The sequence below is a fragment of the Verrucosispora sp. WMMD703 genome (assembly GCF_049178935.1).
GTDB classification, from domain to species: domain Bacteria; phylum Actinomycetota; class Actinomycetes; order Mycobacteriales; family Micromonosporaceae; genus Micromonospora; species Micromonospora sediminimaris.
Genome location: NZ_JBMHMM010000004.1, coordinates 5,065,291 through 5,088,906, shown reverse-complemented (window position 1 = coordinate 5,088,906; position 23,616 = coordinate 5,065,291). Strand labels below are relative to the sequence as shown.

Here is a 23,616-nt window from a genome sequence, read left to right as displayed (position 1 = left end):
CCACCCCGGCAGAACCGCGTTGATCAAGAAGTTTGCGTCGCCGTGCAGCACGGAACCTGACGCAAACTTCTTGATCAACGCGAAGGTCAGGGGGTGGGGGTGAAGGTCAGGGGGTGGGGGGTTGGCCGGCGTCTAGGACGGCTTGGGTCCAGCCGCCCTCGATGACGCCGCTGGTGCCGAGGACGGCCCAGTCGACGATGTCGGCGACCTCCACCACGACGGGGGAGCCGATTCGTACGGTGGGGTCGGTGTTGGCGTCGCTGGCGCTGGCCCCGACGATCCGGTCCGGGGTGTCCCAGTCCGTCACGCCGGCCCAGACGTACTCGGGGCCGTCGTCGCCCGGCAGCCCGTACTTGACCACCAGCTGCGTCTCCGGTGGCAGCTGACCGTCGCGGAACCGGGCCCGGATGTCCGCCAGCCCGGCGCGGGCGGTGGCGATCGCCCGGCTCATCGCGTCACCGGTGCGGGCGTACCGCACGTCGGGTTGGATCCCGGAGAAGAGGGTGGCGCAGGCGTTGGCGAAGTACCGCCCGGCCGGACCGGGATGGCCGGCCGGCGGGCGCAGGCTGAGGAAGGAGTCGGCGTCCGGGTCGGTGGCCGGGTCCAGCTCCAGGCGCAGCAGCACCGGCGCGGTCGCCCCGTGCTGCTCCGGATTGCCGTACGCCACCGCGATGTCGTGCCCGGTCACCGTGGCCAGCACCGGTAGCTGGACGAACGCCGGGACGTCGTCGCCGGCCAGCCCGTCGGTCCAGTCCCTCAGCAGGCGTCGGGCGGCACCGGTCATCACCGCGCCCCAGGCCCGGGTGAGATGGTCGGGTACCCCCTGGGTCTGCAACTCCAGCAGGCCGAAGCGGCGCAGTCCCTTGGTGGTGAACCAGAGCCCCTCGGCGTCCGACGAGTAGGGCACCAGCACCCAGTCGACCAGCCGGACCCGACCCTGCGCGTCGGGCAGCGAGCGCAGCGCCGCGGCCGGGTCCAGGAACTGCAGGCCGAAGACGTCCACCACGTCGCCACCCACTGCCTCGGCGACCGCCGCGGCCACCGCCCGGGCGGCCCACTCGTGGGCGGGCGGCCAACCCGGCCGGTACTCCGCCTGCACCACCACCAGGTGGGTCGCCGCGGCGAGCCGGTCCAGCTGCGCCTCGCTGGCCCCGAAGGCGGTGAGCAGGTCCGGCGGCAGCTCGGGAAACTCGCCGACCGGCCGGATGTCGACGCTCATCAGCGGACTGTCCAGCATCTGCCGGGCCAGCCCGTACACCGGTTCGGCGAGGCGGCCGGCCAACTTCCCGACGGCCGTGCGGGCGGTCACCGACGGCAGCCCCACCGTCGGCACCAGGTAGGTCGCGCTGAGCGACTCCGGGACCGGAACGGGCAGGAAGTCGTCGGTGATGAGCATGTCGTCCCCCGGGTGGCCGCGCCGGTGCTGTCGTCGCAGGTACGCTACCCGGCGCCGAGCCATCGACTCAGGCGGACAGCACCAGACCCAGGTAGACGAGCGTGGTGACCAGCTCGACGACGGCACCGAGCACGTCTCCGGTGATCCCGCCGAGCCGGCGTACCACGTGTCGCAGCAGCCCGGCCGCGACGGCGAGCGCCGTCAGGACGGCCAGCGGGCCCTGCCACGGCCGGTGCGGCACCGCCGCGATCGCCAGCAGCGCCACGGCGACGGTGGCGATGCCCAGCGCCATCGGTCCGACGCTGCCGGCGACCAGCGCACCCAGCCCTTCGGGGCGCGCCGCCGGCACCCCACGGCGGCAGGCCAGCGTCACTCCGAGCCGCCCCGCGGCGGTGGCCGTCAGCACGGCCGCGAACACCGCCGGACGGGACCGACCGGCCAGCTCGGCCAGCGCCGCGGCCTGCACCAGCAGGACGAGGACCAGAGCGACCACGCCGAAGGGCCCCACGTCGGGCTTCTTCATGATCTCCAGAGCGGCCGGTCCGCTCCGGTACGACCCGAGCGCGTCCACGGTGTCGGCCAGCCCGTCCAGGTGCAGCCCCCGGGTGAGCAGGGCGGCCACCGCGACGGTCACCCCGGCGGCGACCAGCGGCGCGGTGCCGGCGTCCAGCAGCAGCAGTACGCCGGCCAGCGGCACCCCGAGCAGCACGCCGACCGCCGGGGCGAGCGTCATCGCCGTACCGGCGGTGGCCCGGTCGATCCGGCCGACGCGCAGCGGCAGGATGGTGAGGGTGGTCAGTGCCAGCCGCGCCCCGTCGCCGAGCCGGGGCTCAGCCGGCACGTGCGGCGGAGGTCTCCGCCGGCTCGGCGGCCGGCGTGGTGGTGGTCGGGCCGGGCCCCTCGGGTTCCGGCTCGTGGAAGTCGGGCTCCGCCTCCTCGACGGGGTCCACCTCGCCGCCCTCGCTGTCGTCGCCCTCGGGGCGGGCCGGCAGCGCGGCGGACAGCGCCAGCGCCGAGCGCAGCAGCGGCAGCAGGGTGAGCGCGTTCGCCCCCTCGCCGAGGTCGAGCCGCAGCTGGGTCAACGGGTCCAGGCCGAGCACGTCGGCGGCCAGCCGGACGGCCGGATGCCCGCCGTCGTCGGCCAGCAGGCACCAGTGCCGGGCCTGCCCGGCCAGGTCCCGACTGATCAGCGCGGAGGCCACCCCGACCGGCCCGTCCAGCAGCACCGGCAGCCGGCGGGCGGTCGCACCCAGCAGGATGCCGGTGGCGACGGCGATGTCCCCGCCGCCCAGCTCGGCGAGCACGTTCGCGGCGTCCCGGGAGGAACGACGGGTGCGGTGCAGGGCGTCGCGGACCGCGGCGCAGCGGGCCATCCAGGCCACGTCGTCGATCTCGCCACCCGAGGTGACCACCCGGGCGAGCACTGCGGGCGGTTCGGCGCCGGCGGTCGCGGCCAGCACCGCCGCGGCCGTGGCCTCCGCGCCGGCCCCGCACGCGGCCAGCACCAGCAGCTGTACGCCGGCATCCGCCGCCTCCTCGGCCAGCCGCCAGCCGTAGCGCAGGGCCGAGTCCACCTGCTCGGGGTCGAGCGCCGGGCCGTGCTCGATGGGTGCGGCGGCGGGCGCGTCCACCACCTGGAGGCTCGCGCCGCTCTCGGCGGCCAGCCGGGCGAGCACACCCTGACCGGCCCGGGCCTGCTCGGCCCGCCGGTCCGATTCACCGGTCACCGTGCCGGCGGCGACCCCGCCGGCGTGGTCGCCGTGCACCACCAGCACCCGCACCGACCGCCACGGCGTGGGGGTGGGGGTGCCCTGGGTGGCGGCGGCGAACGAGATCACCTGCTCCAGCGCACCGAGCCCGGTGCCCGGCACGTCCAGGCCCGCCAGCCGCTCGACGGCCTGCGGTCCGGTGTACTCGTCGGGCATGGGCAGTTCCATGCCGGGCTGGATGACCAGGCCGGTCGCGGCCGCCGGGAGCGCCATGGTGGGCGCGGTCCAGCCGGTGCCGCCAACGTCGGAGTTGGTTTCGGCGGGCACCTGCGGGGTGGTCACTGGCGGTGAGCCGGGCAGCGGCGGACCATCGGGGCCGACGGGCGACTGGCCGGTCGGACCGGCCTGTGCGGGCACCGTGGCGGCGGTCGGGCCGTTCTGGGCGGACACCGTCGCAGCAATCGGGGCGGGAGTGGCCGTCGCCGAGTCGGCCTGGGTGGGGTGGCCGACGGCGGGCTGGACGACGGCGGGCTTCAACCAGCACGGCTGGCCGGCGACCACCAGGACCACCGTGTCGCAGGCGTCGGCGACGGCGCGGTTGACCGCGCCGAGGGCGTCGGTGAAGGCCCGGCCCAGCGGTGTGGTGGGTACCAGGGAGAGCCCGACCTCGGGACTGACCAGCACCAGCCGGGCGGCGCAGGACCGCACGGCCGCGGCCAGCTCGTCGACGGTGGCGGTGTCGTCGGCCGGCTGGTGAGCCGGGTCGAGCAGCACGGTCACCCAGCCACCGAGGTCGTCGACGAGCAGCGTCTCCTCCGGCCGGGCGTTGGAGATCACGTCCGCGAGACGACGCGGGTCGGTCGCGGTCTCCTCCGTGCTCCAGGTCTCGGGCCGGCGGGCGCGGTGCGCGGCGAGTCGCGCGGCCCACTCGGGGTCGTCACCCGGGTCGGCGGCGGTGGCCAGGTAGCGGACCGTGGGCGCGTCGGCTACCAGGGACTCGGCGAACTCCGACTTGCCGGACCGGATGCCACCGAGGACCAGAAGCGTGTTCCACCCGTCTTGGGACATGCTGCGTACCTTACGTCCAGCGGGGCGGCCGGGGCACCGCAGGTGCGGCACCGTACCGCCGCCCCGCGACGCGGTCAGTGTCGCTCGGGGGCCTGGTACCGGAAGTCGTTGGGGTTGACGTTCGCCGGCTTCGGATCCTCCTGCCAGGCACCCTCACCGGGGCGGGCCTGCAGGGCGTCGATCAGTTCGTTCCGGTCCATCTCCCGCGCCCCTTCGATTCCGCCGCGCACCGCGATGTCGCGCAGTTCCGCCGTGTCCATCTGCGGGATCGGTGTCGTCATTGTCGCCTCCTGTGCGTCGGGTTCCCGAAACACATACCCGGCCACGGCAGGCTCAGTCGCAGTGCTCGAAGGGGCTGCTGTAGCTGGCGCCACCGGCGGAACCGCCCCACTTGACGCAGGTGCCGGCCGCCTCGGCCCGCACCGGGCCGGCGTAGTAGCGGAACGAGCCGTCGTCGGTAGACCGCCCGCGTCCGCGAACCTCCAGGAAGGCCGAGACCGCCGTCTGCGCGCCGACCGCGCTCTCCTTCAGCGTCACCACGCAGTTCGAGCCGGTGCCCGCGTGGTAGAGCAGGTGGACGGTGGCCTGCCGGCGACCGTCCGCGGTCAACGGCGCCGAGTTGATCAGCCGGTAGCCGCTGCCGCACGCCTGGGTGGCGGTGTAGGGGTTCGCCCGCTCGCCGCTGCTGGGTGTGGCGCTCGGCCGGGGCGAAGGCGAAGCGGAACGGGTCGGTTGCGGGGTGACCGCCCCGGCGTCGTCGCGCCCCGGTGCCGGCGACGAGCCCTTCGTCGCCGGTACGGAGGCTGTCGGTGACCGGCTCGCCGACCGCTCACCCGTGCCCTGCGCGCCGGTCTCGCCGGCGGTCACCAGTCCCGCCGCGTCCGGCGCGGACGCGGCAACCGGAGGGTCGGCGCCTTCGGCGTCCGGCTGCGACACCACTGCGAGCGCCACCCCCGCCGCGGCGACGATCACGACACCGGCCACCGCGGTCACCATGGCGGGTGCGCCGAACCGCCGGCCACCGTCCGGATGCGTCGGGGCGCTCGCCACGGTGACCGCCCCGGTACCGGATCCGGCCCCGACCGGCGCGGCCATGGCCAGGCCACCCTGCCCCGGATGCGCAGCCGGCGGCGGCACCGCGAAGCCGCTCGGCCCGGGAGGTGGGGCCTGCTCCGGCGCGCTGGAGCGGGCAGCGGCGGCCAGGTCCGCCGCGCTGGCGTGCCGGTCGCCGGGCTGCCTGGCCATGGCTCTGAACACCAGTTCGGCTACCGGCGGGGGAACGTCCGGCGGGAGCGGCGGTGGCTCTTCCCGCAGTCGCCGCAGGGCCACGTCGAGCGGGTTGTCCCCGACGAACGGAGGTCGGCCGGCGAGGCAGAGGTACGCCACGGCACCGAGCGCGTAGATGTCGCTCAGCCCGGAGATCGGCTGGCCGCCGGCCTGCTCGGGGGACATGAACGAGGCGGTGCCGAGCACCGTGTGGGCGGCGGTGATCCCGGCCGTGGTGCCGGAGCGGGCGATGCCGAAGTCCACAAGCACCACCTGGCCGTCCGCCTTGACCAGGAGGTTGCCGGGTTTCACGTCCCGGTGCACGATGCCGGCGAGGTGGGCGGTGTGCAGCGCCTCGGCGGTCTGGGCCACGACGGACATGGTGGTGGCCGGGTCCAGTCGGCCCAGCCGGCGCAACCGGGCGCTCAACGGCTCGCCCTCGACGTACTCCATCACCAGGTAGTCCACCCGGCTGCCGTCGGCGAGTGTGGCCTGGCCGACGTCGTGCACCGCGACCACCCCGGGGTGCCGCAGCGCGGCAAGCATCCGTGCCTCGGCCCGGAAGCGGGTGGTGAACTCGGGTTCGACGGTCAACGCCGGCAACAGCACCTTCACCGCCACCTCGCGGCCCAGCAGCAGGTCCGTCGCCCGCCAGACCGCGCCCATCCCACCGGTCGCCACCCGCTCGCCCAGCCGGTACCGTCCGCTGAGCACGCCCCCTTGAGTCAGCACCGGGCCACGGTACCGGCCGCCGATCGACGCCCGTGGCCCGGTCGTCGGCCGTGCGGTACGACTACGCTGGCGGAGGTCCGTCCCATGGGGGCAGCAGCGGCGAGGGGAGACGCGCACATGGCGTGGAGCTGGCGGTACGAGGGCGCGAACGGCGAGTCGGTCGACGGGCCGGCCGAGTCGTTTGGCAGCCAGGCGGATGCCGAGTCCTGGATCGGTCAGACCTGGCGGGAACTCGCGGCGTCCGGCGTCACCACGGTCGCGCTCCTGGAAGACGATCGGGTGGAGTACCGGATGAGCCTGCAGCCCGTGGCCGAGTGATGACACCCAGGGACTCCGAGCCGTTGGTGCTCGGGGTGCCCCGGGCGGCCTTCCGACCCAGCCCGGTCTTCCTGGCGCTGGTCGCCCTGCTGGTGACCAGCGCCGTATTGACCTGGCACGGGATCGGAAACGTCCGGCTCACCGTGTTCGGCTTCGTCGTCTGCGGCTGGCTGGTCTCGTTGTGCCTGCACGAGTACGCCCACGCCGTGGTCGCGTACCGCAGCGGTGACCGGGGGGTGGCCCACCGCGGCTACCTGACGTTGAACCCGTTGAAGTACAGCCACCCGTTGCTGTCCATCGCGCTGCCGGTGGTGGTGGTACTCCTCGGCGGGATCGGCCTGCCCGGTGGTGCCGTCTGGGTCGACCGGCACGTCATTCCGGGGCGGTTACGGCACACCCTGGTCAGTCTCGCCGGGCCCGCCACCAACGTGCTGTTCGCGCTCGTGCTGGTGGTGGTGCTGCGGCTCGGTGCGGGCGGCGGTGGGCCGGTGGAGTTCTGGGCGGCGGTGGCCCTGCTGGCCTTCCTGCAGATCACCGCCAGCCTGCTCAACCTGCTGCCGGTGCCCGGCCTGGACGGCGGCAACATGATCCAGCCGTGGCTGACGCCGCAGTACCGGCGGATGTACGACCTGTTCGCGCCGTACGGGTTCATCCTGCTCTTCGCGTTGCTGTGGAACCCGACGATCGGCGGCTGGTTCTTCACCGCCGTCTTCGCCGTCGGCGACGCGCTCGGCCTGCCGCCCTGGCTGTACGCGACCGGTCTGGACCTGATCCGCTTCTGGCAGGGCTGAGCAGGCTCGGGCGGCCCGTCCGCCCGGCCGACGTGCGGTACGCCGGCCGGGCCGGGTGGGGTCAGGGCCGTTCGGCCGGCGACTCGGTGCGCGCCGGGTCCCGCTCGGTGACCGGGTCGACGATCTCGTCGATCGCCTTGAGCAGGCCGGCGTCGAGCTTCACGCCGGCCGCCTTGACGTTGTCGTGCACCTGCTCGGGGCGCGACGCCCCGATGATGGCCGAGGACACGTTAGGGTTCTGCAGCACCCAGGCGATGGCCAGCTGGGGCATGGTCAGCCCGGCCTGGTCGGCCAGCGGCTTGAGCTGCTGCACCCGGGTCAGCACGTCGTCGGTCAGCCACTTCGCGATGAAGCCCGCGCCGGACTTCTCGTCGGTGGCCCGGGAACCGGACGGCGGCGGCTGGCCGGGAAGGTACTTGCCGGAGAGCACGCCCTGGGCCATCGGCGACCAGACGATCTGCCCGAGGCCCAGCTCTTCGCTGGTGGGGATGACCTCGCTCTCGATGACCCGCCAGAGCATCGAGTACTGCGGCTGGCTGGACACCAGCGGGATGCGCAGCTCCCGGGCGAGGCCGTGCGCCTCGCGGATCTGCGATGCCTTCCACTCGGAGACGCCGATGTAGTGCGCCTTGCCGGAGTGCACGACGTCGGCGAACGCCTCCATCGTCTCCTCCAGCGGGGTGCTGTAGTCGTACCGGTGGGCCTGGTAGAGGTCCACGTAGTCGGTACGCAGCCGGCGCAGCGATCCGTTGATCGACTCCATGATGTGCTTCCGGGACAGGCCCCGGTCGTTGCGGCCCGGCCCGGTGGGCCAGTACACCTTGGTGAAGATCTCCAGACCCTCGCGCCGCTCCTGCTGAAGCGCCCGGCCGAGAACGTCCTCGGCGCGGGTGCCGGCGTACACGTCGGCGGTGTCGAAGGTGGTGATGCCGGCGTCGAGGGCGGCTCGCACGCAGGCGAACGCCGCTTCCTCCTCGACCTGCGAACCGTGGGTGATCCAGTTGCCGTACGAGATCTCACTGACCATGAGGCCGGAGCGGCCCAGGTGTCGGAATTCCATGCTCTGACCCTAGCCCGCCCTGATGCGCCCGGCAGGAGACGGTGATCAGTCGGGGTCCGACAGCAGCGCATGGCGCAGGCTGCGGCCGAGCCACTGCCGGAAGGTCTCCTCGTGCCAGCCACGCTCCAGCACCAGCGCGCCGTAGTGCGCCGGGTCGTTGTAGAACCACACCTCGTCGATGGCAGCCTCGACGTCGGCGCCCTGGCGCAGCGGCCCACCCAGGGCGCACACCCGCTCGACCACCATCGTGGCGCCGAGCCGCCGGTTGCGTAGCAGCGTCTGCCAGACCTCGGCCACCTCGGGGCTGCTGTCGGCGGCGCGGCGGACGGTCTCGAACACCCGGGCGGTCCGCCCGCCGATCATGGTGCAGACCCCGGCGTACGCATCGAGCACCTCGCCCCCGGTGGTGGCCTCCCAGACCGGCTGGTACCAGGGGCGTTGCGCCACCGGCACCGGCTCGTCGTCGCCGGCGAGCGCCTCGTCGAGCACCTGACGCAGCAGCGCCGCCTTGGCGCCGAACGTGGCGAACACGGTGGGTCTGGCCACCCCCGCTGCGGCGGCCACGTCGGCCAGCGACGTGGCCGTGTAGCCCCGCGCGACGAAGAGGTCGGTCGCCGCCGCGACCACGGCCTGCCGGGTGCGGCGGGCGTTCTCCTCGCGGATCCGGGAGCGGTACGGCCGGGTCGGTTTTCCGTCCTTGACTTCATCCATGGCGTCGTCATACTAGCAATGTATTCACTATACTCACAGCTATCGAATAGTGGGCTAGCTATCCAATAGTTGGTTGTCCAGCGAAGTTCGTCGTCCCTGGGAGGCGCCATGTCCGTCGATCCGTTCGTCCGCGGCCCCGACGAGGGGGAGGCGTACTGGTTCCTGGGCAATCTGGTCACCGTCAAGGCGACAGGTGCGCAGACCGGCGGCCGGCTCACCGCTGTCGAGTTCGTCAACCCGCCCGGATTCGCCCCGCCACTGCACCGGCACCAGGTCGAGGACGAGATGTTCTACCTGCTGTCCGGCACCGCCACGTTCTACTGCGGCGACACGGTGCTGGCCGCCGCACCTGGTGACTTCGTGCTGCTGCCGGCGGGTCTGCCGCACACCTTCGTGGTCGGGACGGACGAACCGCTGCGGGTGCTGCAACTGACCACCCCCGCCGGCTTCGAGGAGTACGTCGCCGACGTCGGGGTGCCGGCGCTCGAACGTCGGCTGCCGGACCCGGCGCCGATCGATCCGGCCGCGCTCGGTCACGCCTCCGCGCGGCACGGGATCGAACTGCTGGGACCGCCGCCCGGTCAACAGCCGACCGGCCAAGCCGACCAACCGACCCCCCGGCCAGTGCCGTGACCACCGTCGGCGCCCGCTGGGACGAGACGCGGGGCCCCAAGACCGGTCAGGCCCGGCCCCACCACGCCCGGTGGGAGACGTCGGCCTGATCCTGGCCGACAACAGTGGTGCCCGGACGGCCCGGACGGTCGTCGTCCGGGCCGGCGCAGTCGGGCACGGCCTCCTCGAACAGGCTTTTCAGAGCACCGGGTTGGCGTCGGCGAGCAGCCCGTCGATCTCGGCGACGACCGCGCTCGGGTGATGGAACATCGGGTCGATCAACGACTCGCCCCGCCGGTCCAACGCACCCCAGTTCCCGGCGCTGTTGGTGGCCAGGAAGGCGACCGGGTGGATCAACAAGGCTGGATGCGCCGGTGCGACGATCACCTGCCCGTTACGGTCCACCACACCCTTGCGACCAGCCAGATCCACCACGGCCAGCCCCTCCTCGGTGAAGCCGTCGACGTAGTGACCGTCGGCCAGTGTGGTGTGGAAGCCGTGGTAGCGGGTCGGCACCACGATTCTTCCGGTGCGGTCGACAGCCCCCCAGCCCTCTCGGCGTACCACCGCCACGCCCTTGTGGAAGGGCCGCACGTCGGCGAAACCCGGCGGTACCGCGACCTCACCCGTGGTGTCGACGGCGTGCCAGCCGCTTTCGTCCCGTACCACCCAGGCCAGGCCGTCGGAGAACGGCCGAGCCGCCAGGTAGGTCGGTCCGAGCACCGGGTCGCCAGCCAGGTTGATCAACGACCACCGGTCGCTCTGCGGTTCGCGTACCCAGGCCAGGCCCTCCCGGAACGGCTGTGCCTCCGCGTACCGGGCGGGCACCACCATGTCGCCGTCCGCGTCCGCGTAACCCCACAGGCCCTGGCCGCCGTCGCGTGCCGGCACCGGCGCCCGGTCCCGCTCCAACACCTCGTCCCAACTACGCGGGTACGGCCCGAAGCCGCTCTCCTCGGCGCGGGCGGCCACCGCATCGAGGCCGGTCCGGACCCGGGCCAGCAACTCGGCGTCCTGCTCGCCACGCAGGTCGAGAGCTCGCTCGAAATGATGGCACGCCTCGATCAGCCGGCCCTGGTCGTAGCAGCAGCGGGCCGAGTGCTCGTGCAGTGCGGCGCGGAGCCGGTCGGGTAGTTCGATCGAGTTGGCCTCCGCGAACAGCCGGTCGGCCTCCGCGAACTCGCCGCGCCAGCGCAGCACATGGGCCAACCGGGCCTGGGCGAGCGCGGCCCGGCGCAACTCCCCGGTCGCCTCGGCGTAGGTAAGCGCCATCCGGGCGTCGTCCAGCGCATCGTCCAGGTCGTCGAGGACCCGCGAGGCCACCGCGCGCAGACTCAGCAGCCGAGCCCGAGACCGGTTGTCCAGCGCCGAGGCGAGCTTCTCGGTGAGCCGCTCCCGGACCTCCCGCAGTTCCTCCGGGTCGTCCACGATCTCGCGCAGAGTTGCTGGATCGAGTCGCCAGCGGAAGTTCGCCAACACCTGTTCGGGATCGGCCGGCGGTTCGGGTGCGGGCTCGTCGTCCTCCGCGTCCTCGGTGCTCTGCTCGCCGTCGGCCGGTGGGCCGGCTTCGGCGGAGGTGGCGAGCGTCGCGTCGACCGGGCCAGCACCATCACCCGGCGATCTCCCGTCACCGATGTCACCGGGCGGGGTGTCGACCGGAGGCTCGATGGTGTCAACGGATGCCTCGGTGCTCTCGGTAGTACCCGGCTCGGTGGGCGCGACCTGAGGCTGGTCCTCCGACGACGCGGAGTCAGCCGGCGGTGCCGACACCGGCACGGCGGAAACCGGCGCGTCGAGGTCGGGCTCGCCGGGGAGCGCGGAGACCGACGACCCGTACGCCGGCGGCGCGGAAACCGGCGGTGTCGGGGTCGGCGACTCCGGTACGGGAGGTGCCGGGACCGGGGACGCCGAGGTTGGCTGTGTGGAGGCCGGCAGGTCGGACGGGGGTGCGGGCGGTGCGGAGACGGGAGGCGCCGAGACCGGCGGCGCGGGGGCCTCGATGTCGTCGAGCGGCGCGATCTCCGGTGACGCGGGCCGGTCCGACGCGGGGAGGTTGGGCGGTGCCGGCACGGAGTCGGCGAGCGGATCGGTGCCAGGTGCGGCGCGCTGCTCCCGTGGCGGGGTAGTGGCCGGTGCCGCGGCTGCCGGCTCGGCGGCGGGCCCGAACCAGCTCTGCGGGCCGTCGGAGGCGGGACGGGCGGGCGGGGGCGCGGACGGCTCGGGTGCTGGTGGGACGTACCGGGTGGGCCGGCGGGCGGCCGGTGTGCTCGGCAGCCCGGCGTCACCGCCGGCCCGGTCGGGTCGACCCACCGGCGGCGGTCCGACCGATGCCGGGTCGGTGACGGCACCGGACGTCGGCCCCGACGATGTGGGCCCGGCCGGCTCGCTGGGTGGTGCGGAGACCGGTTGGTGGGTCGGTGGCGCGGAGACGGGGCGGTGGCTGGGTGGTGCGGAGACCGGTTGGTGGGTCGGTGGTGGGGCGACGGGTGGCGCGGCGGCGACCGAGGGGGCCGGGGCCGGTGGTGGTGAGGCGACGACTGGCTGGTCGTGCAGGGGCGCCGGACGGACCTGGTGCTCGTGCAACGGCGCGGGACGTACCTCGTGCTGGTGCAGGGGTGCCGGCCGGACCGCCTCCCCGGTCGGGGCCCGGTCGGCGCCGGAGGCGACGGCGGACCGGTCCCGGTCCCGGCCGGGAGGGTCGACCCGGTTCCGGTCGGGTCGCCCGGTCGGACCACGGTCCTGACCCGGCAGGTGGGTGTCGCTCCGGTCCCTGGCAGTGGCGGCGGCGGGGCGGCTCCGTTGCGGGCGGTCGATCTCCGGCTGGGGGTGCTGCGGAGCCGGGGAGACGGGCCGGGCCCGGCCGGCTGCGGGGGAGACGGGACGATCCCGTTCCGGAGCGGGGGAGACAGGGTGGTCCGGCACCACCGACAGGTGCCGGCGGCGTGGATCCTGGTCGGGTGCCGCGGAGACCGGCCGTTCGGGGTCGGGCAGCGCAGCGGCCGGCCGGTCGACGAACCGCTCCGGGCCGGGACCGTCAGGTGCGCCGGTCGGTCGCCGGTCGGCCTCCGGCTCCTGCGGTTTCGGCCGCTGGTACTCGCGATGGTCCCGTCCGCTGCTCGGCCGCAGCGGTCCGGGCGCGGGCCAGGGCAGGTCGCCACGCGACGGAGCGCCGTACGGCTGCTGATCCGGCGTCGGCGGTTCCGGGCGTCTCCGACGGGGATCCGGGCGGACCCATTCGTCGGGCGCGGCCGGGATCGGTTCGTCGTCGACAAAGCCGTCCGGGTACGGAGCGGCGTCCGGATCGCCGCCGCCGACGAAGTCGGTGCGATAGCCGTCCACCAGTGGGCCGTCGGTGCGGGTCGGCTGCCCGGGGTGGTGACTCCACTGGTAGCGAGGGCGCGGGGAGGCGTCTTCAGGCGCCCGGCGGTCGGCACCTTCCACCGGGCGGTGTGCGGCGGCGGGCCGGCGCGTCTCCTCGTCCACCTCGGCAGCCCAGCCGGGTTCCGGACGGGGGGCCGGGGACACCGGCGCGCCGCGCCGGTAGTCGTCGCGGCCAGCCGGCTCGGAGCGTCGGCGCGGCCGTTCCGGGTACGGCTCGGGCTCGCGCTGGCCACGTCGCTCTGGTTCGGGTCGCGGGTATCGGTTGTCGCGACGGTCCGGGTCACGCCGTTCGGGCTCCTGCCGGGCGTGCCGCTCCGGGCCGCGTCGCGCGTACCGGTCCGGGTCGCGCTGGTCGCGGCGGCGATCCGGGTCGCGTGGGTCGGGAAACCGATCGGGTTCACGCTGGTCGCGTCGATCGACATACCGGTCCGGGTCACGCTGGTCGCGTCGTGGTGGTGCGCCGGTACCGGTGCCCTGCGGGCCGAAGTCCGACCAGACGACCCCGTCGCGACCCCGGGCGGGCTCACCGTACGGCGAGCGCCGTCTGTCGGGCCTCGCCCTTTCGGACCGGGAGTCGGGCGGCACCGACCGGTCGTACGGTGACGAACCGTTGGGGCCGTCGGCGGGCCGCCGTTCAGGTGCCTCGTGTCGGCCCGGCCAACCATCCGGCTCGTCGTCCCAGGACCGGCCGACGTACGTGCCGTCGGGTCGGGTCGGCGCGAGCGGCGGCACCTCGGCGCGCCCGACGGCGCTCGCTCGACCTCGGGCGGACGGTGGCTGGTGCTCGACGCCGATGTCACCCGGATAACGCTGGCCAGGGAACTGCGGCTGCCATTCGCTCGTCGGCTCGACGACCCAGGATGGCTCCGCGGGATCGTGCCACCGGTCGGCGTAGCCGCGACTCATCCGCCGGACCTGTCGCTGCGGCCGGGACGCCGCCGGGCGGCGGCGCCAGTCACGACAGAAGACGCTTGGGCGCGTGCGGCGTAACCCCAACGATCGAGCCCGCCGTCCCGGCACGTGCCAGAACTCAGGGCCGGCGCCCGCTCGCTCACGGTCGCGCCCCGGTGGTCGGCTCGCGTCCGCTCGCTCACGGCGATGTCACCTCGTCGGAAATGGTCGCGCTGGGCACCCCGGAGACCGGTGAAATCGCTCGTCCGGGCACCGAATGGCTGCGCAAGGAGGGTAGCGGCGCGGGCTCGGTCACCGCCACTGCGGCACCCTCGTCAACCCAAACGTTATCCTATTGATCCGGACATTTATCCCTATGCCGGTATCGGACTTCCGACGATGCTGCACCCACCGTCAGTCGCCCGTTGCGGCTGCCCGGGGGGGGCGGGTGACGCGACCCAGGATCGCTCCGGCGCCAGCCCGGCGGAAGGGCCCGATTCGAGGATCCGACAGTGCTCGGCGTGTCTGGGTGGCGATCAGACCTGGTCGCCGATGGCGACCCGCGGCTCCGGCGAACGCAGCTTGCGGAAAGTGATCGAGCGCATGATCGCGTAGAGGTACAGCGAACCCATCCGCTGGGTGGACTTCGGGAACCGCTCGCGGACCAGCTTCTTGATCCTGCGGGAGATGAGCACCGAGTCGATCACCACGCCCAGCGCCAGCGCGCCCCAGAGCAGGTTGGAGGCCAACCGGATCACCGGCGGCATCGCCTGGTTCGAGCCGATCAGCACCACCAGGGCGCCGCCGAAGAACCAGGTACCGACGGTGCGTCGGGAGTCGACGACGTTACGGGCCAGCAGCCGCTCCGGACCCCGGTCACGGGGACCGCCCTCACGCCGGAACTCCGCGGCCGCCTCGGCACGTCGTTGCCGGCGCAGCGCTTTCGCCTCGTCCTTGCTCAGCGGCTTCGTCGCCCCGGCGGGTCGGCGGCCGGTGACGGGCCGCTTCGGCGTCTCCCGTCCCTTGGCCGGGGTGTAGGCACGGGACCGCGCCGCCTCGGCTGCCTCCTCCTGCGCCGGGGTCAGCGGCTCGGTGGGAGGATCGGCGAGGTCGGCGGACTTGCGACGAAACAGCGACGGCACGCGGCAAGGGTAGCCAACGCCGCGCGCCCGGTGCACATCGCGGTGCAGGCGAACGCGCGGCAGGCGGCGCGTCGAGTCGACTACGGCCGTTCCACCTGCGCGCCGAGATCGGCGAGCTTGGCCTCGAAGTCCTCGTAACCCCGGTTGATCAGGTCGACGCCGTAGACCCGCGACGTGCCCTCGGCAGCCAGCGCGGCGATCAGGTGGCTGAAGCCCGCCCGCAGGTCGGGAATGACCAGGTCGGCGGCGTGCAGCTTGCTCGGGCCGGCGATCACCGCGGAGTGCTTGAAGTTGCGCCGGCCGAAGCGGCACGGGGTGCCGCCCAGGCAGTCCCGGTAGACCTGGATGTTGGCGCCCATCGAGTTCAGCGCCTCGGTGTAGCCGAGCCGCTGCTCGTAGACCGTCTCGTGGACGATGGACAGCCCGCGAGCCTGAGTCAGGGCCACCACCAGCGGTTGCTGCCAGTCGGTCATGAAGCCCGGGTGCACGTCGGTCTCCAGCGCGGTGGCCTGGAGTTCACCGCCGGGGTGCCAGAAACGGATGCCGCCCTCCTGACCCGGCTGTCCGGGCCGAGGCGGACGGGTGTCGGTCACCTCGTACTCGCCGCCGACCGACCGGAAGACGTTCAGGAAGGTCATCATGTCGGCCTGCTCCGCGCCGAGCACCTCGACGTGGCCACGGGTGGCCAACGCCGCCGCCGCCCAGCTCGCCGCCTCGATCCGGTCCGGGATCGGCCGGTGGGTGTAGCCGTGCAGCTTCGGCACGCCCTGGATCTCGATGACCCGGTCGGTGTGCACCTTGATGATCGCGCCCATCTTCTGCAGCACACAGATCAGGTCGACGATCTCCGGCTCCACGGCCGCGTTGCGCAGCTCGGTGACACCCTCGGCCATCACCGCGGTCAGCAGCACCTGCTCGGTCGCGCCGACACTCGGGTAGGGCAGCGCGAACTTGGTGCCGTGCAGCCCGTTCGGCGCGGACAGGTGCAGCCCTTCGGGGGTCTTGTCGACGGTCGCACCGAACTCCCGCAGCGCCTGCAGGTGGAAGTCGATCGGCCGGGGCCCGATGTGGCAGCCGCCGAGGTCCGGAATGAAGGCGTGCCCGAGGCGGTGCAGCAGCGGCCCGCAGAACAGGATCGGGATCCGGCTGGAGCCGGCGTGCACGTTGATCTGGTCGGTGCTGGCGCTCTCCACGTTGGCCGGGTCGAAGACCAGCTCACCGTCCTCGACGCCGTCGGTGACCTTGACGCCGTGCAGCCCCAGCAGGCCCCGGACGACCTCGACGTCGCGGATCTTCGGTACGTCGAACAGCCGGCTCGGGCTGTCGCCGAGCAACGCGGCGACCATCGCCTTGGAAACCAGGTTCTTCGCGCCGCGCACGCGGATCCGCCCTTGCAGCGGCGTGCCTCCGTGTACGACCAGGACGTCGTCGGTCAACGCAACCTCCAGCGCGTGCGTGCTGCCGTTTCGATGGATGGACACCACCCGGTTCGCTACCCGGGACGCGGTCGCGCCCAAACGCCCGCGCCCGCGTATGTCGTCGCCCGGCAGCATAGCCCTCCGTGATGAGAATGGATCCGGTCACACCGCCTCGGAGGGCATTTATCGGTGATCCGGCACTTTCGCGTACACCGTCCCTCACTCAGCGTGAGGGACGGTGTAGGTTAGGCCCCGGGCAGTGCGAGCATCTGGTCCAGCGCCACCCGAGCGTGGTGCGCGGTGTCCGCGTCGACCGTGATTCGGTTGACCACCCGACCGGCGACCAGCTCCTCCAGCGCCCAGACCAGGTGCGGCAGATCGATCCGGTTCATCGTCGAGCAGTAGCAGACGGCCCGGTCCAGGAACATGATCTGCTTGTCCGGGTGGGCCAGCGCCAGCCGGCGGACCAGGTTCAACTCGGTGCCGACGGCCCACGCGGAGCCGGCCGGGGCCGCCTCGATGGTCCTGATGATGTACTCCGTCGACCCGACCAGGTCGGCGGCCTGCACCACCTCGTGCCGACACTCCGGGTGCACCAGCACGTTCACTCCCGGCACCCGCTGCCGAACGTCGTTGACGCTGTCCAGCGTGAACCGGCCGTGCACCGAGCAGTGCCCGCGCCAGAGGATCATCTTCGCCTCGCGCAGCTGCTCCGCAGTGAGCCCGCCGTTCGGCTTGTGCGGGTCGTACAGGACGCAGTCGTCCAGGGAGAAACCCATCTCCAGCACGGCGGTGTTGCGGCCCAGGTGCTGGTCGGGCAGGAAGAGCACCTTCTCACCCTGCTGGTACGCCCACTCCAGGGCCCGCTTCGCGTTCGACGAGGTGCAGACCACACCGCCGTTGCGGCCGACGAAGCCCTTGATGTCAGCCGAGGAGTTCATGTAGGTGACCGGGACGGTGCGCTCGGTCAGGCCCAGCTCGAAGAGGACCTCCCAGGCGTTCTCCACCTGCGGCAGCGCGGCCATGTCCGCCATCGAGCAGCCGGCGGCCAGGTCGGGCAGCACGACCTGCTGCGTGTCGGCGGTGAGGATGTCCGCGCTCTCGGCCATAAAGTGCACACCGCAGAAGACGATGTACTCGGCCTGCGGCCGGGCGGCGGCCTCGCGGGCCAGCTTGAACGAGTCGCCTGTCACGTCGGCGAACTGGATCACCTCGTCGCGCTGGTAGTGGTGACCCAGCACGAAGACTCGGTCGCCGAGGGCGGCCTTGGCCGCGGTCGCACGGGCCACCAGGTCGGGATCGCTCGGTGCCGGCAGGTCACCCGGACACTCCACGCCACGTTCGGTGGCGGGGTCGCTGCCGCGGCCGAGGAGCAGCAGCGCAGTGGCGGTGTTGGAGGGCTCAACCCAGGTCGACGTCACGCTCTCCATGGTCCCACAGCATGACCGCCGTGCCGCCCGTGCCGGTGTGGGCTGCCACACTGCCAGGCATGCGCGTACTGCTCTGCCCGGACAAGTTCGCCGGTACGCTGCCGGCCCCGCAGGTCGCCGCTGCCGTGGCCGACGGCTGGCGGGAGGTGGCACCCGGCGACGACCTGCTGGTCAGACCGCTGGCCGACGGGGGACCGGGCTTCCTCGACGTGCTCGCCGAGGCGCTGCCCGGTCGGCGGGTACCGGTGCCGACGACCGATCCGTTGGGCCGCCCGGCCACCGGTGAGATGCTGCTCACCGAAGGGGGTGCGGTCGCCTGGCTGGAGAGCGCGCAGGCCTGCGGCCTGCACCTGCTCGACGCCGCCGAGCGTGACCCGTTGACCACCACGTCGTACGGCCTGGGTCTGCTGATCGCCGCCGCGGTGGAGGCCGGTGCGCGCACGGTGGTGGTCGGGCTCGGTGGTTCCGCGACCAACGACGGCGGCGCGGGAATGCTCGCCGCCCTGGGCGCGGTGGGCCTCGACGGCACCGGCGCGGCCCTGCCGTACGGCGGTGCGGCCCTGGCCGCCGCGGCGAAGCTCGACGGGCTGCCCCGGTTGCGTGAGGCCCGGCTGATCGCGGCCACCGACATCGACAACCCGTTGCTCGGTCTGCACGGCGCCAGCAACGTCTTCGGCCCGCAGAAGGGCGCCGACCGGGCCGACGTGCTGCTGCTCGACGCCGCGCTCGGGCGCTGGGCCGAGGTGCTGGAGCGGGACCTGCCCGGCTGCCCCAGCGGGCTGGGCGCGCTGCCGGGTGGCGGCGCTGCCGGCGGCATCGGTGCCGCGCTGCTCGCCCTCGGCGGGCGGTGCGAGTCCGGCATCGGCCTGGTCAGCCGGGCCGTCGGGCTGGAAACAGTGCTCGACGAGGTGGATCTGGTGGTCACCGGGGAAGGCCGGTTCGACCACCAGTCGCTGCGCGGCAAGGTGGTGGCCGGCGTGGCCGGCGCCGCCCGCGACCGGGGCGTACCCTGCGTCGTGCTCGCCGGGCAGGTGAGCACCGGGCGGCGGGAGGCGGCGTCGGTCGGGGTGACCGACACGTACAGCCTGGTGGAGCACTTCGGCGGCGAGGAGCACGGCGGGCTGACCGCCGCGCTGGAGCGTCCGGCGGAGGGGCTGCGGGCGCTCGGCGCCCGGCTGGCCCGGCAGTGGAGCCGCTGATCCCGGTTCCCACCGAGTGCCTGGTCACGCCGCCGGGCCAGGCCGCCACCGGCGGCCTACAATCAAGAACTGGACCACTGTGGGAATCGCTGACCGGCGGCTGACGTTGGCCAGGGGAGGACCACACCGACGCGCCGCAGGGAGAATTCCACGTGACCACGCCAGCGCAGACCGAGTCGACCGAGGCCAAGGCCCCCACGTCCGTCGTCCTCACCGACGTCGCGGCGCAGAAGGTCAAGGCCCTGATCGAGCAGGAGGGCCGCGACGACCTGCGGCTCCGGGTCGCCGTGCAGCCGGGCGGCTGCTCCGGCCTGCGGTACCAGCTCTTCTTCGACGAGCGTTCGCTCGACGGTGACATCGTCACCGACTACGACGGTGTCGAGGTCGTCGTCGACCGGATGAGCGCCCCCTACCTGGCCGGCGCCACCATCGACTTCGCCGACCGGATCGACGCCCAGGGCTTCACGATCGACAACCCCAACGCGGGCAACTCCTGCGCCTGCGGAGACTCGTTCAGCTGAGTCCGGTTCTGCACGCGGACGGCGGTACGGCCCCAGCGGCCGTACCGCCGTCCGCGTCTCTGCACCCCGGCCGCCCGCATCCACCCAGTTGACCAAGAAGTTCTGGTCGCGATATGGCCGGCGGCGCGGCCAAAACCTCTTGATCATCCGTGCAGGCGGGTGGGTGGGGGGTGGGTGCGGGGGTGGGGGTGGGGTGGAGTCGGGTGGTCGCTCGGGGGGGCGCGGTGCCGGTAGGCTGATCGGGCTCTGCTGCCGACCCCGAGGGTTGCCATGAAGATCGCCGTGACCGGCTCGATCGCCACCGACCACCTGATGAGCTTCCCTGGGCGGTTCGCCGACCAGCTCATCGCCGATCAGTTGCACAAGGTGTCGCTCTCCTTCCTGGTGGACGATCTGGTGCTGCGCCGGGGCGGGGTGGCGGCCAACATCGCGTTCGGCATGGGGCAGCTCGGTCTCCGGCCGGTGCTGCTCGGCGCGGTCGGTGCCGACTTCGCCGACTACCGCTCCTGGCTGGAGCGGCACGGGGTGGACTGCGACTCGGTGCACGTAAGCGAGATCGCCCACACTGCCCGCTTCGTCTGCACCACGGACACCGACATGTGCCAGATCGCTTCGTTCTACGCGGGCGCGATGAGCGAGGCCCGCAACATCGAGCTGCACCCGGTCGCCCAGCGTCTCGGTGGGCTCGACCTGGTGCTGGTCGGCGCCAACGACCCGGAGGCGATGCTGCGGCACTCGGCCGAGTGCCGCGAGCGTGGCTACCGGTTCGCCGCCGACCCGTCCCAGCAGCTCGCCCGGATGCCCGGCGAGGACGTCATCGCGCTGATCGACGGCGCCGACTACCTGATGACCAACGACTACGAGAAGTCGCTGCTGCAGAGCAAGGCCGGCCTCTCCGACGACCAACTGCTGGACCGGGTGAAAATCCGGGTCACCACGCTGGGCAAGCACGGGGTGGAGATCGCGGGGCGGGAGATCGAGACGATCCACGTGCCGACCGCCCGGGAGACCCAGGCGGTCGACCCCACAGGTGTCGGGGACGGCTTCCGCGCCGGCTTCTTCACCGCGCTGTCCTGGGGGGTAGGGCTGGAGCGGGCCGCCCAGGTCGGCTCCCTGCTCGCCACGCTGGTGCTGGAGACCGTCGGCACCCAGGAGTACCAGGTGCGCCGGGACGTGTTCGTCAAGCGCCTCGCCGAGTCCTACGGCGACCACGCCGCCAACGAACTCCGCCCGCACCTCCTCCCCTGACTCGAACCCCGAGTGGGCACCAGCATCCCGGCGTCGGGATCGGTGTTGATCATGAGGTTGGCGGCAGCGTTCGATCCCACGGTGCCGCCCACCTCGTGATCAATTGTTAGTGGGTTCGGCGGATGTGGTAGGTGGGGCCGGGGTGGGCGCCGAGGAACTTCTGGCCACGCATCCGGCACCAGGCCGGGATGTCGACAGCTGCCGCCGGGTCGTCGGCGAGTACCCGGACCACCGCGCCCACCGGCAGCTCCGGTAGCCGGCGGGCCAGGGCGATCACCGGCAGCGGGCAGCGCTGGCCGAGACAGTCGAGCACCTCGTCAGGCAGCTGACCGGGCAGGTCGCTGGACGCGCCCCCCACGGGGCGGTCCGGTGTGTCACCGGTGGCGTCGGGGACGTTCACAGCCCTGTCACTCCCGCCTGTTCCCGCAGGTTGGCGACGATGCCGGGCAGTTCGGTGAGGAAGCGTTCCACATCGGCCTCGGTGTTGCCGGTGTGCAGCGAGACCCGGACGTTGCCGTGCGAGAGCATCCCCATCGCCTCCAACACGTGCGACGGGCGCAGGGTGGACGACGTGCAGGACGAGCCCGACGAGACGGCGAAACCCCGCCGGTCCAGCGCGTGCAGCAACGCCTCCCCGTCGACGTACAGGCAGGAGAAGGTGACCAGATGCGGTAGCCGGTGCTCGGGATCGCCGACCACCTCCACGTCCGGCACCTCGGCCGCCACCCGGGCCCGGATCCGGTCCACCAGCGCGGACAGCCGCGTCGCCTGGGCCGCCGCGTCGGCCGCCGCCGCGCGCAGGCTCGCCGCCGCCGCCACCACCGCCGGCAGGTTCAACGTGCCGGGCGTACGCCCCGACTCACGCTCGTCGGCCGGCCAGGGTGACTCCCAGCGGGTGCCTTTGCGGACCACGAGCAGTCCGACGCCGGGTGGACCGCCCCACTTGCGGGCACTCGCGGTCAACACCGACCAGCCGGACGGCACCGGTACCCGGCCCACCAGCTGCGCGGCGTCGACGTAGAGCGGCACGCCGACCCGGGCGCAGGCCGCCGCGGCGGCCTCGACCGGCTGGACGGTGCCCACCTCGTGACTGGCCGCGATCAGCGCGGCCGACGCCACCTCGGCACCGGTGACCGCCGCCGACCAGGCGTCCAGGTCCAGTCGGCCGAGGCGGTCGACCGGCACCTCGACCGCCGTGCCACCGCCGGCGACGTGCTGTTCGGCGGCGTGCAGCACGGCCGAGTGTTCGATCGCCGAGTGCACCAGGACTCGGCCGGCGCGTCGGCGCCCGCGCAGCCCACCGAGCACTGCGGTGTGCGCGGCGCTGGTGCCGCTGGCGGTGAAGGACAGCTCGTCGGGGCGTACCCCGAGGGTGTCGGCGGTGGCCTCGCGGGCGGCGTCGAGCAGGTGGCGGGCGCGCCGGGCCTGCGAGTAGAGCCGGTCGGGGTCGGCCCAACCGTCGTCGAGCGCGGCCAGCAGCGCCTGCCGGGCGACCGGATGCAGCGGCGCGGCGGTGGCCGCGTCCAGGTAGACGGGGGAGGAAGTCACGTCTGCCCACGCTATCGCCTCGGTCGGCACAAGATCCCCCGTCGGGTGCGGACAACGACCCCAACCGGGTCCAGCCCGTCATGGTCGAGTAATCTGCGACCGTCGGTGACGCCTTTGCCGCCGGTGCGGCGGCTCCGCTCGGCGGAGCCGGCCGAAACGAGGACACCGCGGCGCGCTAGGGAGGCAGGACCAGGTGGTCGCAAGGAGTTCGGAGGTACGGCCGACGGCCGTACGGCGCAGCGCAACCCCGCGAGCCGGTGGGCGGCGGGGGCGTCGTGCCGGGCGTCTCGCCGGGCTCGGATTCAGTGGGGCGGCGCTGCTGGTCCTGCTCACGGGCTGTGACGTCGGTGCGGCGTTCGGAGGCTTCGGGTGGCCGCAGGGCGGCATCACTCCCGAGGCCCGGCGGATGTACGACCTGTGGATCGCCTCGTGTGTCGCGGCACTCGCGGTCGGCTTCTTCGTCTGGGGCCTGATCTTCTGGTGCATCGTGCGTTACCGCAAGCGCGGCAACGAGCTGCCGGTGCAGACCCGCTACAACCTGCCGATGGAGTTCCTCTACACCATCGCGCCGGTGCTGATCGTCTCGGTGCTCTTCTACTACACCGCGGTGGTGCAGACCGACGTGGTGAAGACCACCAACAACCCCGACGTCACCGTCGAGGTCGTGGCCTTCAAGTGGAACTGGCAGTTCAACTACCGCGACGGCCAGGGCGTCGACGCCGAGACCACCGCGTCGGTGCTCGGCACCAGCGAGGTCATCCCGATCCTGGTGCTGCCGACCGGCCGGTCCATCCGGTTCGAGGAGACCAGCCGCGACGTCATCCACTCGTTCTGGGTGCCGGAGATGCTGTTCAAGCGGGACGTCATGCCCGGCAGCATCCGTAACGTCTTCGAGGTCTCCTCGCTGGAGACCGAGGGAGCCTACGTGGGCCGCTGCGCCGAGCTGTGCGGCAGCTACCACGCCTTCATGAATTTCGAGCTACGGGTCGTCTCGCCGGAGAACTTCGACCGCTTCCTCGCCGCCAAGCAGGGCGGTGCCTCGACCCAGGACGCGTTGACGTCGATCGGCGAGGAGCCGTACGCGACCACCACGCGGCCGTTCGAGACGCGGCGCACCGAGAGCAACTTCAACCCGGACACCGCTCCGGCCGGCACGGGAAGCTGAGGCAACCGGC

The 23,616-nt window shown here is 73.0% G+C and carries 20 protein-coding genes; 7 read left to right on the top strand and 13 right to left on the bottom strand.

Going from position 1 to position 23,616, the window contains the following annotated elements:
* Nucleotides 1–106 precede the first annotated feature (106 nt).
* From ACN26Z_RS23565 to ACN26Z_RS23545, 5 genes are all read right to left on the bottom strand, one after another.
* Nucleotides 107–1,396: a DUF2314 domain-containing protein gene (locus ACN26Z_RS23565; protein WP_421463451.1), complete on the bottom strand. Its 1,290-nt coding sequence runs from the start codon at nt 1,394–1,396 to the stop codon at nt 107–109.
* A 67-nt stretch (nt 1,397–1,463) separates the two neighbouring features.
* The gene (locus tag ACN26Z_RS23560) at nt 1,464–2,237 is read right to left on the bottom strand and encodes an adenosylcobinamide-GDP ribazoletransferase (RefSeq protein ID WP_421463450.1); all 774 of its coding nucleotides are present in this window, start codon (nt 2,235–2,237) and stop codon (nt 1,464–1,466) included.
* Nucleotides 2,227–4,173: a bifunctional adenosylcobinamide kinase/adenosylcobinamide-phosphate guanylyltransferase gene (locus ACN26Z_RS23555; RefSeq protein WP_282237359.1), complete on the bottom strand. Its 1,947-nt coding sequence runs from the start codon at nt 4,171–4,173 to the stop codon at nt 2,227–2,229. Before ACN26Z_RS23555 ends, ACN26Z_RS23560 begins: the two co-directional genes overlap by 11 nt.
* A gap of 74 nt (nt 4,174–4,247) precedes the next feature.
* The gene (locus ACN26Z_RS23550) at nt 4,248–4,454 is read right to left on the bottom strand and encodes a hypothetical protein (RefSeq protein ID WP_093401233.1); all 207 of its coding nucleotides are present in this window, start codon (nt 4,452–4,454) and stop codon (nt 4,248–4,250) included.
* A gap of 52 nt (nt 4,455–4,506) precedes the next feature.
* A complete protein-coding gene (locus ACN26Z_RS23545) occupies nt 4,507–6,171 on the bottom strand; it encodes a protein kinase domain-containing protein (RefSeq protein ID WP_421463449.1) in 1,665 nt (554 codons plus the stop codon).
* 117 nt (nt 6,172–6,288) lie between these two features.
* Here ACN26Z_RS23545 and ACN26Z_RS23540 point away from each other — a divergent pair, with 117 nt between their 5' ends.
* Together ACN26Z_RS23540 and ACN26Z_RS23535 are read left to right on the top strand one after the other, a co-directional pair.
* Nucleotides 6,289–6,489 carry a hypothetical protein gene (locus ACN26Z_RS23540; RefSeq protein ID WP_421464704.1) on the top strand — a complete coding sequence of 67 codons (201 nt, stop codon included), beginning with the start codon at nt 6,289–6,291 and terminating at the stop codon, nt 6,487–6,489.
* Nucleotides 6,489–7,280, top strand: coding sequence for a site-2 protease family protein (locus tag ACN26Z_RS23535; protein WP_093401230.1), 792 nt, complete (start codon nt 6,489–6,491; stop codon nt 7,278–7,280). Before ACN26Z_RS23540 ends, ACN26Z_RS23535 begins: the two co-directional genes overlap by 1 nt.
* A gap of 61 nt (nt 7,281–7,341) precedes the next feature.
* On the opposite strand, the gene ACN26Z_RS23530 is transcribed toward ACN26Z_RS23535, so the two are convergent.
* Together ACN26Z_RS23530 and ACN26Z_RS23525 are read right to left on the bottom strand one after the other, a co-directional pair.
* Nucleotides 7,342–8,340 carry an aldo/keto reductase family protein gene (locus tag ACN26Z_RS23530; RefSeq protein WP_093401229.1) on the bottom strand — a complete coding sequence of 333 codons (999 nt, stop codon included), beginning with the start codon at nt 8,338–8,340 and terminating at the stop codon, nt 7,342–7,344.
* Nucleotides 8,341–8,385: 45 nt separating this feature from the next.
* The gene (locus ACN26Z_RS23525; protein ID WP_282237362.1) at nt 8,386–9,051 is read right to left on the bottom strand and encodes a TetR/AcrR family transcriptional regulator; all 666 of its coding nucleotides are present in this window, start codon (nt 9,049–9,051) and stop codon (nt 8,386–8,388) included.
* Nucleotides 9,052–9,159: 108 nt separating this feature from the next.
* Here ACN26Z_RS23525 and ACN26Z_RS23520 point away from each other — a divergent pair, with 108 nt between their 5' ends.
* Nucleotides 9,160–9,684, top strand: coding sequence for a quercetin 2,3-dioxygenase (locus ACN26Z_RS23520; RefSeq protein ID WP_421463448.1), 525 nt, complete (start codon nt 9,160–9,162; stop codon nt 9,682–9,684).
* A gap of 177 nt (nt 9,685–9,861) precedes the next feature.
* Here the strand turns inward: ACN26Z_RS23520 and ACN26Z_RS23515 are convergent, their stop codons facing one another.
* The 4 genes from ACN26Z_RS23515 to nadA form a co-directional block, all read right to left on the bottom strand.
* A complete protein-coding gene (locus ACN26Z_RS23515) occupies nt 9,862–13,950 on the bottom strand; it encodes a WG repeat-containing protein (protein WP_421463447.1) in 4,089 nt (1,362 codons plus the stop codon).
* 521 nt (nt 13,951–14,471) lie between these two features.
* Nucleotides 14,472–15,077 (bottom strand): DUF3043 domain-containing protein, encoded by a 606-nt coding sequence (locus ACN26Z_RS23510; protein ID WP_093401226.1) that lies wholly within the window; start codon nt 15,075–15,077, stop codon nt 14,472–14,474.
* 80 nt (nt 15,078–15,157) lie between these two features.
* On the bottom strand, nt 15,158–16,513 hold the full coding sequence (gene murA / locus ACN26Z_RS23505) for a UDP-N-acetylglucosamine 1-carboxyvinyltransferase (protein ID WP_093401573.1): 1,356 nt from the start codon (nt 16,511–16,513) through the stop codon (nt 15,158–15,160).
* Between the two features lie 227 nt (nt 16,514–16,740).
* Nucleotides 16,741–17,916: a quinolinate synthase NadA gene (gene nadA / locus ACN26Z_RS23500; RefSeq protein ID WP_421463446.1), complete on the bottom strand. Its 1,176-nt coding sequence runs from the start codon at nt 17,914–17,916 to the stop codon at nt 16,741–16,743.
* A 68-nt stretch (nt 17,917–17,984) separates the two neighbouring features.
* Between nadA and ACN26Z_RS23495 the strand changes: the two genes are divergently transcribed.
* The 3 genes from ACN26Z_RS23495 to ACN26Z_RS23485 all read left to right on the top strand — a co-directional run bounded on the left by ACN26Z_RS23495 (nt 17,985) and on the right by ACN26Z_RS23485 (nt 20,893).
* Entirely contained in the window at nt 17,985–19,124 is a 1,140-nt protein-coding gene (locus ACN26Z_RS23495; RefSeq protein WP_421463445.1) for a glycerate kinase, read from the top strand.
* A 152-nt stretch (nt 19,125–19,276) separates the two neighbouring features.
* On the top strand, nt 19,277–19,645 hold the full coding sequence (gene erpA / locus ACN26Z_RS23490; RefSeq protein ID WP_093401225.1) for an iron-sulfur cluster insertion protein ErpA: 369 nt from the start codon (nt 19,277–19,279) through the stop codon (nt 19,643–19,645).
* Between the two features lie 270 nt (nt 19,646–19,915).
* Complete coding sequence (locus tag ACN26Z_RS23485; RefSeq protein WP_421463444.1) at nt 19,916–20,893, top strand: carbohydrate kinase family protein; 978 nt, start codon at nt 19,916–19,918, stop codon at nt 20,891–20,893.
* 106 nt (nt 20,894–20,999) lie between these two features.
* Here the strand turns inward: ACN26Z_RS23485 and ACN26Z_RS23480 are convergent, their stop codons facing one another.
* A complete protein-coding gene (locus ACN26Z_RS23480; RefSeq protein ID WP_421464703.1) occupies nt 21,000–21,218 on the bottom strand; it encodes a sulfurtransferase TusA family protein in 219 nt (72 codons plus the stop codon).
* 71 nt (nt 21,219–21,289) lie between these two features.
* Entirely contained in the window at nt 21,290–22,441 is a 1,152-nt protein-coding gene (locus tag ACN26Z_RS23475; protein ID WP_421463443.1) for a cysteine desulfurase family protein, read from the bottom strand.
* Between the two features lie 193 nt (nt 22,442–22,634).
* On the opposite strand from ACN26Z_RS23475, the gene coxB reads away from it, so the two are divergent.
* Nucleotides 22,635–23,606, top strand: a complete 972-nt coding sequence (gene coxB / locus ACN26Z_RS23470; RefSeq protein WP_093401222.1) for a cytochrome c oxidase subunit II — start codon at nt 22,635–22,637, stop codon at nt 23,604–23,606.
* The last annotated feature ends 10 nt before the right edge of the window (nt 23,607–23,616 follow it).